General features: G+C 62.7%; 12 protein-coding genes. 8 read left to right on the top strand and 4 right to left on the bottom strand.

Translation table 11 applies throughout. The features are described 5' to 3' along the window. Nucleotides 1-5 precede the first annotated feature (5 nt). Together BWR18_RS00440 and BWR18_RS00435 are read right to left on the bottom strand one after the other, a co-directional pair. The gene (locus BWR18_RS00440) at nt 6-1973 is read right to left on the bottom strand and encodes a DEAD/DEAH box helicase (protein WP_076626153.1); all 1968 of its coding nucleotides are present in this window, start codon (nt 1971-1973) and stop codon (nt 6-8) included. 79 nt (nt 1974-2052) lie between these two features. Beyond that, the gene (locus tag BWR18_RS00435; RefSeq protein ID WP_076626151.1) at nt 2053-4386 is read right to left on the bottom strand and encodes a mechanosensitive ion channel family protein; all 2334 of its coding nucleotides are present in this window, start codon (nt 4384-4386) and stop codon (nt 2053-2055) included. A 302-nt stretch (nt 4387-4688) separates the two neighbouring features. On the opposite strand from BWR18_RS00435, the gene BWR18_RS00430 reads away from it, so the two are divergent. The 8 genes from BWR18_RS00430 (at nt 4689) to BWR18_RS00395 (ending at nt 11804) form a co-directional block, all read left to right on the top strand. Beyond that, on the top strand, nt 4689-5888 hold the full coding sequence (locus BWR18_RS00430) for a glycosyltransferase family protein (RefSeq protein ID WP_157598854.1): 1200 nt from the start codon (nt 4689-4691) through the stop codon (nt 5886-5888). After that, a complete protein-coding gene (locus BWR18_RS00425; protein ID WP_076626150.1) occupies nt 5885-7126 on the top strand; it encodes a glycosyltransferase family 4 protein in 1242 nt (413 codons plus the stop codon). The genes BWR18_RS00430 and BWR18_RS00425 overlap by 4 nt, the downstream gene beginning before the upstream one ends. Continuing rightward, the gene (locus BWR18_RS00420) at nt 7123-8190 is read left to right on the top strand and encodes a glycosyltransferase family 4 protein (RefSeq protein ID WP_368073629.1); all 1068 of its coding nucleotides are present in this window, start codon (nt 7123-7125) and stop codon (nt 8188-8190) included. The genes BWR18_RS00425 and BWR18_RS00420 overlap by 4 nt, the downstream gene beginning before the upstream one ends. After that, a complete protein-coding gene (locus BWR18_RS00415; protein WP_076626148.1) occupies nt 8187-8765 on the top strand; it encodes a histidine phosphatase family protein in 579 nt (192 codons plus the stop codon). The genes BWR18_RS00420 and BWR18_RS00415 overlap by 4 nt, the downstream gene beginning before the upstream one ends. Then, the gene (locus BWR18_RS00410) at nt 8765-9901 is read left to right on the top strand and encodes a glycosyltransferase family protein (protein ID WP_076626146.1); all 1137 of its coding nucleotides are present in this window, start codon (nt 8765-8767) and stop codon (nt 9899-9901) included. Before BWR18_RS00415 ends, BWR18_RS00410 begins: the two co-directional genes overlap by 1 nt. After that, the gene (locus BWR18_RS00405; protein ID WP_076630026.1) at nt 9891-10634 is read left to right on the top strand and encodes a polysaccharide deacetylase; all 744 of its coding nucleotides are present in this window, start codon (nt 9891-9893) and stop codon (nt 10632-10634) included. The genes BWR18_RS00410 and BWR18_RS00405 overlap by 11 nt, the downstream gene beginning before the upstream one ends. Nucleotide 10635: 1 nt before the next feature. Then, nucleotides 10636-11115, top strand: a complete 480-nt coding sequence (locus BWR18_RS00400; protein WP_076626145.1) for a class I SAM-dependent methyltransferase — start codon at nt 10636-10638, stop codon at nt 11113-11115. 116 nt (nt 11116-11231) lie between these two features. Next, nucleotides 11232-11804, top strand: coding sequence for a PA14 domain-containing protein (locus tag BWR18_RS00395; protein WP_254684907.1), 573 nt, complete (start codon nt 11232-11234; stop codon nt 11802-11804). Nucleotides 11805-11883: 79 nt separating this feature from the next. Here the strand turns inward: BWR18_RS00395 and BWR18_RS00390 are convergent, their stop codons facing one another. Further along, nucleotides 11884-12075 (bottom strand): CTP synthetase, encoded by a 192-nt coding sequence (locus tag BWR18_RS00390; RefSeq protein WP_172839336.1) that lies wholly within the window; start codon nt 12073-12075, stop codon nt 11884-11886. A 615-nt stretch (nt 12076-12690) separates the two neighbouring features. After that, on the bottom strand, nt 12691-13899 hold the full coding sequence (locus tag BWR18_RS00385; protein WP_076626144.1) for a hypothetical protein: 1209 nt from the start codon (nt 13897-13899) through the stop codon (nt 12691-12693). Nucleotides 13900-14086 lie beyond the last annotated feature (187 nt).

Genomic DNA, 14086 nt, shown 5'->3' with positions numbered 1-14086 from the left:
CCGCCTTACGATTTGCGCCGGGGCGGTTGCGTGCCACCTTGGGTGGCTGCGCGGCGCGCCTTGTTCTTTTTGCTGTTGAACTTGCCGACCTTGGGGCTGCCGCCCGTCGGCTTGCCCTTGCCGGTTGCCTTGTGGCGCGGCTTTTTCGGGGTCGTGACGCTGCCGTCCTTGATCGCCTTTTCAAGCTGTGTGGCCGCTTTGGGTGCGCGCGGTGTGCCGGTGGGTTTGGCGCCCGGCTTGGGTTTACGCGGGCGCGGGGCCGGATCGTCGTTCCACTCGGTGGGGGCCGCATCGGCCCTGGGCTTGCGTTTGGGTGTCGTGGGGCGGGTGTCGTCCCACACGCGCTTGCCCGCCGGTTTCGGCTTGGGCGCAAAGCGCGGCTTGGGTTGGCTGGCTGCGTCCGGCACACCGTTCAGCCGGGTAACGGTTGCGCCGCCTTCGACCTGCATGGACGGGCCGAGCGCTTGGATGAAGCCATCCGCGCTGTCGGCTTTCAACTCGACATAAGAGGTGTCGGCGGTGATGCGGATGGCGCCGATGTCGTCCTTGGTGATGTCGCCCGCGTTGCACAGGATCGGCAGAAGCCGACGCACCTCGACCCCGTCATCCTGCCCGCCGGTGACGGAGAACCAGACGCTGGGTCCAAACGGCGCGCGTTGCTTGGGCGCCTTGTCGCCCGTGACGGCAGACAGATGTTCGGGAGCGGAGTGGCGTTGGCCCTGGATGCGCAGAAGCGCGACGGCCAGTTGTTCGGCGGAGAAGCCAGCCGCCAGCTTGGCGACCATGTCCGCCTCGCCCTCTGTCACCGGGTCGCTCCACATGGGATCGCTGAAGAGCCGCACCTCATCCTGCGCGCGGACGGCATCGGCAGAGGGGGCGTCGACCCAGTCGGCTTCCAGCTTGGCACCCTTGAGAACGCGCAGGGCCTTGGACCGGACCTTGGGCGTGACGATCAGGGCGCTCGTCCCCTTGCGTCCCGCCCGCCCGGTGCGACCCGAACGGTGCAGCAAGGTTTCGAAATTCGAGGGCAGTTCGGCATGGACCACCAGGTCGAGATTGGGCAGGTCAATGCCACGGGCCGCAACATCGGTGGCCACGCAGACCCGCGCCCGCCCGTCGCGCATGGATTGCAGCGCGTTGGTGCGTTCCGATTGCGTCAACTCGCCCGACAGCGCCACGACAGGAAAGCCGCGGTTCGACAGGCGCGTCGTCACCCGGTTGACCATGGCCCGCGTGTTGCAGAACACGATGGCATTGGGCGCTTCGTGATAGCGCAGGATGTTGATGATCGCGTTTTCGGCGTCGTGGTTGGCGACCATCATCGCCTGATAGGAGATGTCGGCGTGCTGGCGTTCGCCCGTGGTGGTGGCAACGCGCACGGCGTCTTTCTGATAGGTTTGGGCCAGCCGCGCAATCTGGGCCGGCACGGTGGCCGAAAACAGAAGCGTCCGTCGCGTGTCGGGGCATTCGCCCAGGATGAACTCCAGATCCTCGCGAAAGCCAAGGTCCAGCATCTCGTCCGCTTCGTCGAGCACCACGCCCCGGATCGCCGTCAGGTCGATGGACCCGCGCATGATGTGGTCGCGCAGGCGGCCCGGCGTGGCCACGACGAAATGCGCCCCACGGGCCAGCGCGCGCCGTTCGTCGCGCATGTCCATGCCACCCACGCAGGACGCCATGACGGCACCCGTTTCGCCGTAGAGCCAGCCGAGTTCGCGTTTGACCTGCAGCGCCAGTTCCCGTGTGGGCGCAATCACGAGAGCAAGCGGCGCCGACGCCAGTTCAAAGAGCGGCTCGTCCCCCAGCAATGTCGGCCCCAGGGCAAGCCCGAAACCGACCGTCTTGCCCGACCCGGTCTGGGCCGAGACCAACAGATCGGCCTCCACCAACGCGGGATCAGTTACGGCGGTTTGGACGGGTGTCAGGTCGGTATAGCCGCGCGCGGTCAGCGCAGCTTGAAGGGGAGCGATCACGGGGTGTGTCCTGTGCAAAGGGCGGTTCAGTCACCAAGCCTGCGCGCCTATGCCCTTTCGCGCCCGGTGTCGAGAGGCTTTATCTGTCGTCACCCGTTTCGGCGGCGTCTTCCATAAGCTCTTCTTCAATCGAGGCCTGCGCCGCTGCCGTGATCGCCTTGCGGTCATCCTCGCTCAGCTCTTCTGCCTTGCCATCGGCCAGCCGCACGGTCACTTCGCGGTGAGCGAACTTGATGCCTTCGCGTTCGAACAGGGCGCGGATGTCCTCGTACACCTTCTTGCGCACAAGCCACTGGTCGCCAGGCTTGGTCATGAACTTGACCCGTATGATCATGGCGCTGTCCTGCATCTCGATCACGCCCTGGGATTTCAGCGGCTGGATGAAATTGTCGCCGATGACCGGATCATCCAGCAGTTCCACGCCCAGCTTCTTGATCAGCTTGCGGACGAGTTCCACATCCGTGTCATAGGTCACGCGCAGGGGCAGTTTCATGATCACCCAGTCGCGCGAATAATTGGTCAGCACCTGGATTTCGCCAAAGGGGATGGTGTGCAGCGCGCCCAAGTGGTGGCGCAATTGGAAGCTGCGCACGCTGATGTTTTCGACCGTGCCCTTGACCCCGCCCACGTCGATGTATTCGCCCTTGCGAAACGCGTCGTCGAACAGAAAGAACGCGCCGGAAAAGATGTCGCGCACCAGCGATTGCGAGCCAAAGCCGATGGCCACGCCGACGATGCCCGCGCCCGCAAAGAGCGGACCGACATTCACACCCATCTCCATCAGCGCGATCAGCAGGATCGACAGGATGATGACGATCAGGACGACATTGCGAAAGAGCGGCAGCAAGGTGGCCAGACGCGTGGCCGACGACCCGCCGCCTTCGTCGCCAAGCTCGGCTTCCTGTATGTCGCCCTGCTCCTCGCGGATCTTGCCGTCGATCCAGATGCGGAACGCATTGTAGGTAATGTAGCCGATGAACAGGACCACGATGATGTCGAGCAGCCGGTCGGTCCATCTGTCGCCCATCATGTTGGTGTCGGGGCTCCAGATCGTAACAAAGGCATAGATGCCCGCAACAAAGGCGAGGATGCCGGCGACCCGTTGGGACAGCTCCTCGAACGTGGTCAGGCGGGGGGCTCCGGCGGCGGCAGAGACGTGGTGGTCGGGCATCGGCGCGACCTCGGCCCGAACATTGTATTCCCGAGCCTGCCGGGCACGGGCAAAGCTGCGCTCGATAAAGAAATTGATGACGCCGTACACCACAAGGATCGTGGTCAGAATGCCCCAGGCCGCCGCCAGAAGCGGTACGCCCAGCGGATCGCCGATCACCAGGTGGTAGGTCTGATCGCCCCATGCAAACAGGAAATACAGAACCGCCATGGGCGCCCAGACCCGCGCCAGCGTGCGCAGGACCCAAGTGGCATCTGCGGGGGCCTTGCCATTCAGGATCGCGCCGGTGATCGCCCGACCGTTGGCCGCGACAAGGGCGATGTTCAGAACCATCACCAGCAGGCTCAGAAGCGAGAAAAGAAAGACGTGGACCTCACTGTTGAGGCCCAACTCCTCGATCCAGATGCCAAAGAGGATGGCAAAGAACCCGAAAGCCGTGACGGCCGATAGCCAAAGATGCAGCTTGCGCGCGTCGTGATCATTGAACAGCGGAATGCGGTATTGGGGCAGGTATGGCGACAGGATCATCCGCCATAGCCCGGCGACGACCCGTGCCAGGAAGTACCCGATATTGATCAGCGTGACCGTGAACTGCATCGCCGCATCTTCGAGCGCGCCAAAGATCAGGCCGCCCAGGATGTAAGCCACCGCCATCGACACCAGCGTGCCCACCACCCCCATGAAGAAGCGAAAGACCAGGAACGGCATCTTTTCGACATAGCCGTCGGGCTGTGCCGCGATGCGCGCCACGACAAAGCGTTTCACGATACGTTTTCCGAACACCTGCGACTCGAACACCATGCCGACTGCAAAGAGCGCGAGGCTGATCAGCAGCGCCCGGACATAGGCGAATATTGTCCCATCCGGGCTGGTGAAACGCAGGATGTAAATGACTTCGTTGAATGCGACGGGCAGGTTCAGAAGCCTGTCGACAAGGACGGATCGAAAGGCCACCGCGTCATCCTGAATGGCCATCAGGGTCGTGCCGCTGCCCGGTGTCTCGTTCGGCGCCGGTGCCGACCCGCCTTGGGTCACAACCCGCCCATCACTGTCGATCACGATTACGCTGACACCGTTTTCCGCTGCCGTTTCAATTGCCTCGGACAAATCCGTGCTGGCCTTGTCGGCGGACCCGGCGCCGGGCAACAGGCTACCAAGCCCCTGCGCCGACGCCATATGTGCGCTTGCCAGCGTGACCATCAGCAAAACCAGCGCGAGAACCCGAAGAAAAAGATGTGTCATAAGGAAATGCCGTCGCACTGTCAGAGTGCGCAAACGCTACGCGACCGCACCGCCGGTGACAATTGGCCTACTCAGAGTTGAACACACGCGATCCCTGATCTGCAGCAATGCGGTGCACACTGCGCTATATTTGCGATAGCGCATCACACGTTGCGCGATTGCGACCGGAATTGACCTTTGTGACCTTGGTCAACCGATACACTGTGCTATACGGCTCAGAACGACTCTGGGCGCGGGATATGGCATCGTCTGCGCTGGGATGGGAAATGACGACGACAATGGGCCAATCCAATTCCTCAATCATGATGGCGGGCGGCGGCTGTACGGGCCGTGTGGTGCTGTACAGCCATGACACGTTCGGCCTGGGCCATTTGCGGCGCAGCCGTGCGCTTGCCTCGGCCCTGACCCAGTCTGGTGTGGCTGAAAGCGCGATCATCCTCACTGGCAGCCCGGTGGCCGGGCGCTTTACCTTTCCCCCGGCGGTGGACCATGTGCGCCTGCCCGGCGTCAAGAAATTGGCCGACGGAACCTATGCCAGCCAGACCGAGGGGATGGATATCGAGGCGACAACCGCCCTGCGCTCTGCCCTGATCACCTCGACCATCGAACAGTACGAGCCCGATCTGCTGATCGTTGACAAGGAACCCACCGGATTTCGCGGTGAGCTGACCGACACGCTGGACCGGCTGCGCCAGAACCGTCGGACCAGGATCGTACTGGGCTTGCGCGATGTTCTGGACGAACCCGACGTGTTGGCCGCCGAATGGGAGCGGAAAGGGGCCGTGACCGCCGCAGAGGCGTATTATGACGAGATCTGGGTTTACGGCATGCGGTCGGTCTATGACCCTACGCAAGGCCTGCCCTTGTCGGACGCGGCGCGGGCGCGGACCGTCTGGACCGGCTATTTACGCCGCAGCATCGTGGATGCGGCCGAGGTGCCCGACACGCCCTATATCCTGGTGACGCCGGGCGGCGGTGGCGACGGAGCGGCGATGGTCGATCTGGTGCTGTCCGCCTACGAGCAGGATCCCGACCTTGGCCCCCACGCGGTACTTGTCTACGGCCCGTTCCTGACCGGCGAGGTGCGCGAGCGGTTCGAGGCGCGCGTGGACGCGCTGGGGGGGCGTGTCACCTCGACCGGGTTCGACAGCAAGATCGAGCCGCTTTTTGCAGCCGCGCAGGGCGTGATCTGCATGGGGGGGTACAACACCTTCTGTGAACTTCTGTCCTTCGATCAGCGCGCGGTGATCGTGCCGCGCACGCGCCCGCGGCTGGAACAGTGGATCCGGGCCCACCGGGCCGAGGAGTTGGGCCTGGTCCGCAACCTCGACCGGTTCCGCGAGGGTTTGACGACGACGGCTATGGTCGATGCCATTCGCGCCCTGCCCAGCCAGAAACGCCCATCCGAGGCGGGCGCCGACGGGCTGCTCGACGGGCTGGAGGTCGTGATTGCCCGTGCCCAGGCGCTGATGCAGCAACCGCTGAACGACGCCGCCGAATGACCCGAACGTCCCCTCGCCTTGCCATTGCGGTCAAGGGCTGGCCGCGTCTGTCCGAGACCTTTATCGCTCAGGAGCTGGTCGCCCTGGAGGAGGCGGGCATCGACTTTGCCATCTGGTCGCTGCGCCATCCGACAGACACCAAGACGCATCCCCTGCACGACCGCTTGAACGCCCGGGTGCATTATCTGCCCGAATACCTGCATCAAGAGCCTGTTCGCGTCCTGCGCGCTATCTTTGCTGCGTTGGGCACACGCACGTTCTGGCCCGCGCTGGCGCAATTCCTGCGCGACCTGAAGCGCGACCGCAATCGCAACCGCGTGCGCCGTTTCGGTCAAGCCTGCGTCATGGCGCGGGAACTGCCCGAGGGGACGGCGGCGCTTTACGCCCATTTCCTGCACACGCCTGCGTCAGTTACACGTTACACATCCATGCTGCGCGGCGTGCCGTGGTCGTTTTCGGCCCATGCCAAGGACATCTGGACCTCGCCCGAATGGGAGCTGCGCGAAAAGCTGTCGCCGGAGACCGCCGGGGCGCATTTCGGCGCGACCTGCACCGCCTTTGGCGCCGAACACCTGAACGACCTGTCCTCTGGCACACCTGTGGACCTTGTGTATCACGGGCTGGACCTGTCTCGTTTCCCTGACCCACCTGCGCGCGCCGCACGCGCGCCCGGCGATCCGTTTCGGATGGTGTCCGTGGGCCGTCTGGTTGAGAAGAAGGGCTTTGACCGGCTGCTTGAGGCACTGGCCCTGCTGCCGCAGGATCTGGACTGGCATTGGGTTCATATCGGCGGCGGCGCCCTGAAACGGGAGATGGAAGGGCATGCCGAGCGGCTGGGACTGACCGGGCGCATCACCTGGCGCGGGGCCTGCGACCAGCCCGAGGTGATCGACGCGATGCGCGCCGCCGACCTTTTTGTCTTGCCCAGCCGTGTGGCTGCGGACGGCGACCGCGATGGCCTGCCCAACGTGTTGATGGAGGCGGCGAGCCAGAAACTGCCGATCCTCAGCACGCCCGTTTCGGCCATCCCCGAGTTCATCGACACCGGTGTGCACGGGATCCTGAGCGACGACGCCCCGGCGGCCCTGGCCCAAGCGATCGGGGACGTTGCAACCGATCCGGCCCTGGGTCCTAGGTTGGCTGATGCGGCCCATGCCCGGCTGCACGCCGAATTCACCATGCAGCCCGGCATCAACCATCTGGCCAAGCGGTTGCGCGCCTTGATGGAGACGGTGTGAGCATCGCCTTTTATGCGCCGCTCAAGGCGCCGGACCACCCCGTACCCTCGGGCGATCGCACCATGGCGCGGGCCTTGATTCACGCTTTGAAACATGCCGGATACGGTACCGCCATGCCATCCAGCTTGCGCATCTACGATGGGCGCGGCGACAGCGTTGTGCAGGCCGATCTGGCACAGCAGGCAGAGGCCGAAGTCGCGCGTATTCTGGCACTGGCAGAGGCAGGCACGTGGCGCTGCTGGCTGACCTATCACAACTATTACAAGGCGCCTGATCTGATCGGGCCCGCCGTGACGCGCGCCCTGGGCATTCCCTACCTTCAGGTGGAAAGCACGCGCGCGCGCAAACGGTTATCTGGCCCTTGGGCGGAATTTGCGGCAGCGGCAGAGGCCGCCAGTGACCATGCACATACGATTTTCTATGTGACGCGGCGCGATGCCGAAACCTTGCGCCGCGATGCCCCGGCGGGTCAGTCGCTGATCCACCTGCCGCCCTTCCTGCCATTTGACACACTGCCTGACCGATCGGATCAAAGCGGGCCGATGTTAAGCGTCGGCATGATGCGTATCGGGGACAAGCTGTCGTCCTATCGCTTGATCGCGGACACGCTGAGCCTGCTCGACCCTGACCTGGACTGGCACCTGGACATCGCCGGTGACGGCCCCGCGCAGGCGGAGGTTTTGCATCTGATGGCGCCGTTTGGTGCCCGGGTTCGGATGCTTGGTGCCCTGTCCGCGGACGCGTTGCAGCGGAACTATGCAAGGGCACGCCTGCTGTTCTGGCCTGGCGTGAATGAGGCGTTCGGCTACGCCTATCTCGAGGCGCAAGCGGCTGGGGTTCCCGTGGTGGCCCAGGATCGGCCCGGCGTGCGGGATGTGGTGGCCGGGACACAGCCCGCACTGTCGGATGGCCCGGATGCGATGGCGGCCCGCGTGACACAGTTGCTGACGCGGCCGGACCTGCACGCGGCTGCGACGGCAGAGGCACGCGGCAAGGTGCAGGCGGATCACCTTCTGCCCGCCGCCGCGCGCACCCTGCGCATCGGGATCGAGGCCACGATATGATCCGGCTTGCCCTGCTGCGCCACGGTCACACCGCATGGAACCGCGAGGGTCGGCTGCAGGGGCGCAGCGACATCCCATTGGATGATGTGGCACGGGCGGAACTGGGCGCGCTCGCTCTGCCCTCCGCCTGGCAATCCGCCGACCTGAAGTCGAGCCCTCTGGCCCGCGCGGTTGAGACGGCACGCCTGCTGGCCGGACGCCAACCGCACATCGAACCCAGCCTGATCGAGATGAATTGGGGCACGCTGGAAGGCCAGCATGGGGCAGAACTGGCCAAGGATCCGGAGAGCGGTTTTCGGCACATCGAGGATTGGGGCTGGAACTATTGCCCGCCCGGGGGCGAGCCGCCAAGCGCCCTGCGCGCGCGCTTGATACCCTGGGTTGCCAGTCTGGAACGGGACACGGTTGCCATCTGCCATATCGGCACAATGCGCGTTCTGCTGGCCCTCGCCACCGGGTGGACGTTTCACGGCAACGCCCCCTTTCGCATCAAACGCAACCGCTTGTTTGTTCTTCATGTTCAGGGGGATAAGCTGACGCTCGCCCCCGAAGTCGAACGGTTGGAGCGGCGCTGATGCAGGTCACACTCGTCGTCACGCACCTGTTGGGCACGGGCCATCTGGCCCGCGCGCTGACGCTTGGGCGTGCCTTTGCCGCCGCCGGTGATACGGTTACGGTAATCAGTGGCGGGCGGTCCGTGCCGCATTTTGATACCACCGGTATCACCCTCGTGCAGTTGCCCCCCCTGCATTCGGACGGCACGGATTTTTCCAACCTTCTGACCGACGGCAACGTCACGGCAGACGCACCTTACCTGGAGGCGCGCAAGGACGCGCTGCTGGCCCACATCCGTGCGACGCCCCCCGACGTTCTGATCACCGAGCTGTTTCCCTTTGGCCGACGCGGCCTGAAGCGCGAGTTTCAGGCCTTGCTCGACACGGCGCAGGCGCTGCAAACCCCACCGCTGATCCTGTCTTCGGTCCGCGATATCCTCGCCCCTCCATCCAAGGCGGAGAAGGTCACATTTGCCAATGATCTTGTCAGCGACGCCTATGACGGCGTGCTGGTCCATTCCGATGAGAATGTCGTGGCCCTGCAGGAAAGCTGGCCGGTCTCCGCGGCGCTGCAAGACAAGCTGCACTATACTGGCTTTGTCGCACCGTCCGCACCGACCGAAGTCGCGGACACTGCGGGTGACATCATCGTCAGTGCCGGTGGCGGTGCCGTGGGCGATACCCTGTTTTCCGCGGCCCTCGCGTCAGCACGACGCGCGCCCGCCCGGTCCTGGCATCTGCTGGTCGGGGGGAACGCCGCGCGGCGCAGCGCCTTGTCCCAAGCGGCGCCCGCCAATGTCACCATCGAAGGGCCGCGCCCCGACTTCCGCGAGCTGCTGATGGGGGCAGACATCTCAGTCTCCATGTGCGGCTACAACACGGCGCTGGACGTGCTGCAAACCGGTGTACGCGCCGTCCTTGTGCCCTTTGACGACGGGGGCGAGGTGGAACAGACCTTGCGCGCCAGGGCGTTGAGCAAGCTGCCCGGCATCGCCGTGATCCGGCAAGCGGACCTGTTGGGCGATGCCCTTTTGCGTGCGATCGCGAAGGCAGAGGGCGGACCGGATCGGCCCCGCCAAACCGCCGGTATGAACGGCGCCGCGTGCACCGTGGACATCGTGCATGATCTGCACCGGCGGAGGGCGCATGAAGGTTGATTGGACCCCTTTGCGGCAGGAGTTGAGCGCCTGTCGCCGCGGTGGCCTTGCCCTACCCTTCTGGTGGCGCGACGACGATGCGATTGCGCCGACGGCGGCGCTGGACAGGCTTGCAGACCTGTCACAATCCACCGGGCTTGCCGTCCATCTGGCCATCATCCCGGCGCACGCAGCGCCCGCCCTGGCAGAGTACACCAAGGCCCGGCGCATCATCCCCCTGGTCCACGGCTGGGCGCATCACGATCACAGCATTCCCGGTGAAAAGAAGAACGAGTTTCTGACGGATCGTCCGGGGCTGGCCGACGACAGCGCGCGTGGATTGGCGAGGATGCAGCAGCTCTTTGGCTTGTGCCTGCGCCCCGCATTCGTGCCGCCGTGGAACCGGGTGAAAGACACGCACCTGCCGGTTCTGGCGCAACAGGGCTATACCATATTGTCCACGTTTGGTGCGCGAAAGGGGCATGAAGCTGCCCCCGGTTTGACGCAGATCAACACCCATATCGACCCGATCTGGTGGAAAGGCACACGAGATCTTGTGGAACCCGACATGTTGGTCCAAAGCACCGTCGCCCATCTGCGGGCGCGCAGGCAGCGGGCTGAGGACGCGGCGGAGCCGTTTGGCCTTTTGACCCACCACCTGGTCCACACCCAAGCGATCTGGGATTTCACCAGCGCGTTCATACACGAAATGCTGTCCGGAGGCGCCACCCCCTGGACGATGGAGACGACTTGACATGAGCAGACTGGAATCGATGCGGCGACGCCTGACCGCGCAGATCGACGGCATCAACTGGGCGGCCGAACGCATCGCCGACATGGACGGCGACGTTCTGGAGATGGGCCTTGGCAATGGGCGGACCTACGATCACTTGCGCCAGGAATTGCCCGACCGCCGGATCTGGGTGATCGACCGCATGTTGAAATGCCACCCCAGTTGCGTGCCGCCCGAAGCGGACTTTCTGGAAGGCGAGGCCGAGCCGATGCTGACCCGCCTGGCGCAAGAGGGGCGTCGGATGGTGATGGCGCATTACGATTTTGGTTATGGCATCAAGGACAAGGACGTCGAGGAAGGCGCCCGCCTGAGCCCGCGGATTGCCGCCGTCATGGTCCCTGGCGGGCTGATCCTGTCGCAGCAACCGCTTGTCGGGTTCGAACAGATCTGTGGACCGGACACGATTGCCCCGGATCGGTATCTTTTCTACCGACGCGTGTAGTTTTGCCAAAGTTTCGTGACGTTTAGCCCCACCCCTGTTGTCATCGGCTGGCAACGGCTTTTAAGTTTCCCGGGATTTAAGGCCGCGCCAACAGCGGTCGGGACCAACGGGAGATCATGATGAAGATGTTGAAGACGGCCGCCTTGACACTCGGCCTCGTTTCCATGGCGGGCGCTTGCCTGGCCGCACCGCTCGAATTGACACCCGCAGATCCGCAACCAAGCGACCTGCAGCAGGGTTTGGCCGTCGTCTACAATCTCGATGCCAATCCCAGGACTCTGGACGACGCGGTCGATGCGCTCGACGGCGCGCGGCCCGGCAAGCCGCTCCTTGGCATGGACTACCGCGATACCGAGGATGGCACGGAAACGTTGACAAGCGGCACACCCTACAAGGTCGTGGCAGGTATTTCCGGCTATGTGCGCTTTGACGAAGCGGGCACATACCTTGTTGATTTCATGAGCAATGATGGGCTTCAGATGTCGATTGGCGGCCAGGAAGTCGCCTATTTCGACGGGGTGCATCCCTGCGAAGCCACCGAAACGGTCGAGGTCGAGGTGCCCGAGGCCGGGTGGTACGAGATGGAAGGCGTGTATTTCCAGCGCAAGGGGACGGCCTGCCTGCTGATGCGCGCCGGCATTGGCGAACCCGTGTGGATGGAAAACGAAAGCTTCGGCTTCGTGGAATAACGGCGGCGCATTTGAGGACAAGCGGCGCGGCGGCAATGATGCCCTCGCGCGCTTTTTTGTGTGCCTCGCGCTGCGCTTGTCAGCCCAGGCCGGTGATCCGCTTTTGCACGATCCACGTCACGGGGAAGGCCGCGACGAACCCGATGGCCGCCGCAATCAGGATCGGCCCGACGGTGCCAAAGCCCAGGGACAGCGCGGCGATCACGCCCGTGCCCGCCAGGCTGGCGCCGATGAAAATGTGCAGGACAAAGAACAGCATGAAACGCTGCATGTGGAGCCTCCGGTCATATGGGTTGGGCGGAGTGTGCATGGGGGTGCGGTGGGATGCATTGATGTTGGTCAAATGTGGGCGTGTTTATCGGGGATTGGCACCGGTCCGGGCACAGCCAAGCGATTGATCCGGGGGATCAATTGAGGTGGCAACGGGCGGAGCCCCCGCGACCAAGGCGCGGTTTGCGCGGAGCATTCGCGATGCCGTTAGGGTGGGGTTCCAACCCACCGAGGCAAAACGGTTTGGGCATGCGGTGGAACCCCACCCTACAGCGTTCGGCAAGCAAGATCGCGAAGGGGGATGCGGGGGTTTGGCAGAGGCGGTTCCGGGAGTGAGACCCGGTTCGCGCAGCGACACACCGTCCGGGGGACGGTTTGAGGGTCGAACGGGCCGAGCCCGGTATTCGGGGTGAGGCCGATTACCGCGTGCAGGTGCAGTATTGGTGGAGTGAGCGGCGTCTTGGAAACGGTCCGGTGGACCGTCTCAGCCGCAATCGGGCGGAGCCCCCCGGTGAAGCACGGATTTGTTGAACGGCCCGAGGATTGGGCCTTTTCGAGGGTGCATTGGGATGCGCGGTTTCGAGTGGGGGTGGGTTTGGTTATGCGGGGTGCGTGATCAATCCGGTTTCTCAGGTAGTTTTGGGAGTATTGGAAATCGCTCTCTAAGAGATTCATATTTCCCGCGAATAGTGCCAGGGGCAATGGTCTCCATAAGAGTTACAACACCAGCAATGCTTCCGACAACCTCACCGGCACCAACCGCAACAATCAATGCTCCAAAGAAAACAAACCGACCAACGTAGATGGAACCACTTTTAAATGCTTCGACTTTGCGACGTTGTAAGATTGACCTTCTAGTAAGGTCCATCGTAAATGCAATCGCTTCGGTGAGGTCGCGCATTTCGTTGGCAATGTCACGCAAAAGCGTCGATATTGACCTGCTTACAAGAGGAGCACCGCTGTCGCCCTTGGCTTGCTCCAAAATATCAGCAACTTCATTAAACTGCGATCCGTCATCTAATTCAGCATCGGCATCTATCTCAGTAGCCTCCACCTCCTGTGCCTTCGCTAACGCTTCACGGAAGTACAACCGCATCAACTCAAGGTGATCGTTTCTGAACCCTTGAAGCGCCTCTTGATCAATCGTTGACAACGCCGATAGCGTGTCTTCCTCATTCGCAGCCCGAATGAGTGTCTGCCCAAACCTATTTAGCAGTCTTGGGTTAACTTCATCCTCTTTTGTAGCTTGAAGATACCTATCGAAACCTCGCCTCAACTTATCAGTTGGAACGTTTGCGCCATGATCCAACTCTTCGAGAATAGCATTTGCTTGCGCCTCAAGAGATTCAATCAAATTTCTTTTGTCTTTGTCGAATTCTTCAGCTGCCTGATCTTGAGTATCTGCGCCAAAGGCAATTGGTATAATTTGCTTACCGTCTTCCGCCAACTCAAAGTCAGTCAGCGCGGCAGTTAGAATAGAGTTTCGAAGTTGCCGATCTGTCTTGACGGGGTCAAACAGCGTACCAACGTGTCTTAAGCTATCGGTTGCATGTTCCTCAAAATGATCTCTCAACGAGACGGCGGCTCGCCGTAGATTCGCGCGATAGTAGCCCTGTGGAGACGTATCACCTCGTTCCCAGTTTCCGATTGTTCCTTGTGATACATTCGCAGCAGTAGCCCAATCCCACTGACTATATGACGAGTGGCGAAGGACCTTAAACCTACGTCGATCAAACCTTGCAGGCATTGCTTCAATAAACTCATCGAACATTTCCAATACTTCTCTAACGTGTTCGATATCGCTCCGCGCAGTCAGATCGTTCATTCGAATTCCCTTCATCCATCTACGAAGATAGGTTGCAATCTGGGGAATTGAAAGTACTGGCCATCCTCCGCTTTCTAAGAAATTCTCTTCTGAAAAAGATTACTCCTGCCGGTCAGAGGCACAGCTCGGCAAAGGAGTAGTTCTGCCTAAAAACCCTACCGGGTGCCGCTACGCGCATCGCTGCGCG

Origin of the sequence: Tateyamaria omphalii (genome assembly GCF_001969365.1) — a bacterium.
In the GTDB taxonomy this organism is placed as follows: Bacteria; Pseudomonadota; Alphaproteobacteria; order Rhodobacterales; family Rhodobacteraceae; genus Tateyamaria; species Tateyamaria omphalii_A.
This window is presented reverse-complemented; position numbering and strand designations above follow the sequence as displayed.

Coding starts and splice junctions, on each gene's coding strand:
- BWR18_RS00435 (WP_076626151.1), bottom strand. CDS start 4,386: ATGACACATCTTTTTCTTCGGGTTCTCGCGCTGGTTTTGCTGATGGTC.
- BWR18_RS00430 (WP_157598854.1), top strand. CDS start 4,689: ATGATGGCGGGCGGCGGCTGTACGGGCCGTGTGGTGCTGTACAGCCAT.
- BWR18_RS00425 (WP_076626150.1), top strand. CDS start 5,885: ATGACCCGAACGTCCCCTCGCCTTGCCATTGCGGTCAAGGGCTGGCCG.
- BWR18_RS00415 (WP_076626148.1), top strand. CDS start 8,187: ATGATCCGGCTTGCCCTGCTGCGCCACGGTCACACCGCATGGAACCGC.
- BWR18_RS00410 (WP_076626146.1), top strand. CDS start 8,765: ATGCAGGTCACACTCGTCGTCACGCACCTGTTGGGCACGGGCCATCTG.
- BWR18_RS00405 (WP_076630026.1), top strand. CDS start 9,891: ATGAAGGTTGATTGGACCCCTTTGCGGCAGGAGTTGAGCGCCTGTCGC.
- BWR18_RS00400 (WP_076626145.1), top strand. CDS start 10,636: ATGAGCAGACTGGAATCGATGCGGCGACGCCTGACCGCGCAGATCGAC.
- BWR18_RS00395 (WP_254684907.1), top strand. CDS start 11,232: ATGATGAAGATGTTGAAGACGGCCGCCTTGACACTCGGCCTCGTTTCC.
- BWR18_RS00390 (WP_172839336.1), bottom strand. CDS start 12,075: ATGCAGCGTTTCATGCTGTTCTTTGTCCTGCACATTTTCATCGGCGCC.
- BWR18_RS00385 (WP_076626144.1), bottom strand. CDS start 13,899: ATGAACGATCTGACTGCGCGGAGCGATATCGAACACGTTAGAGAAGTA.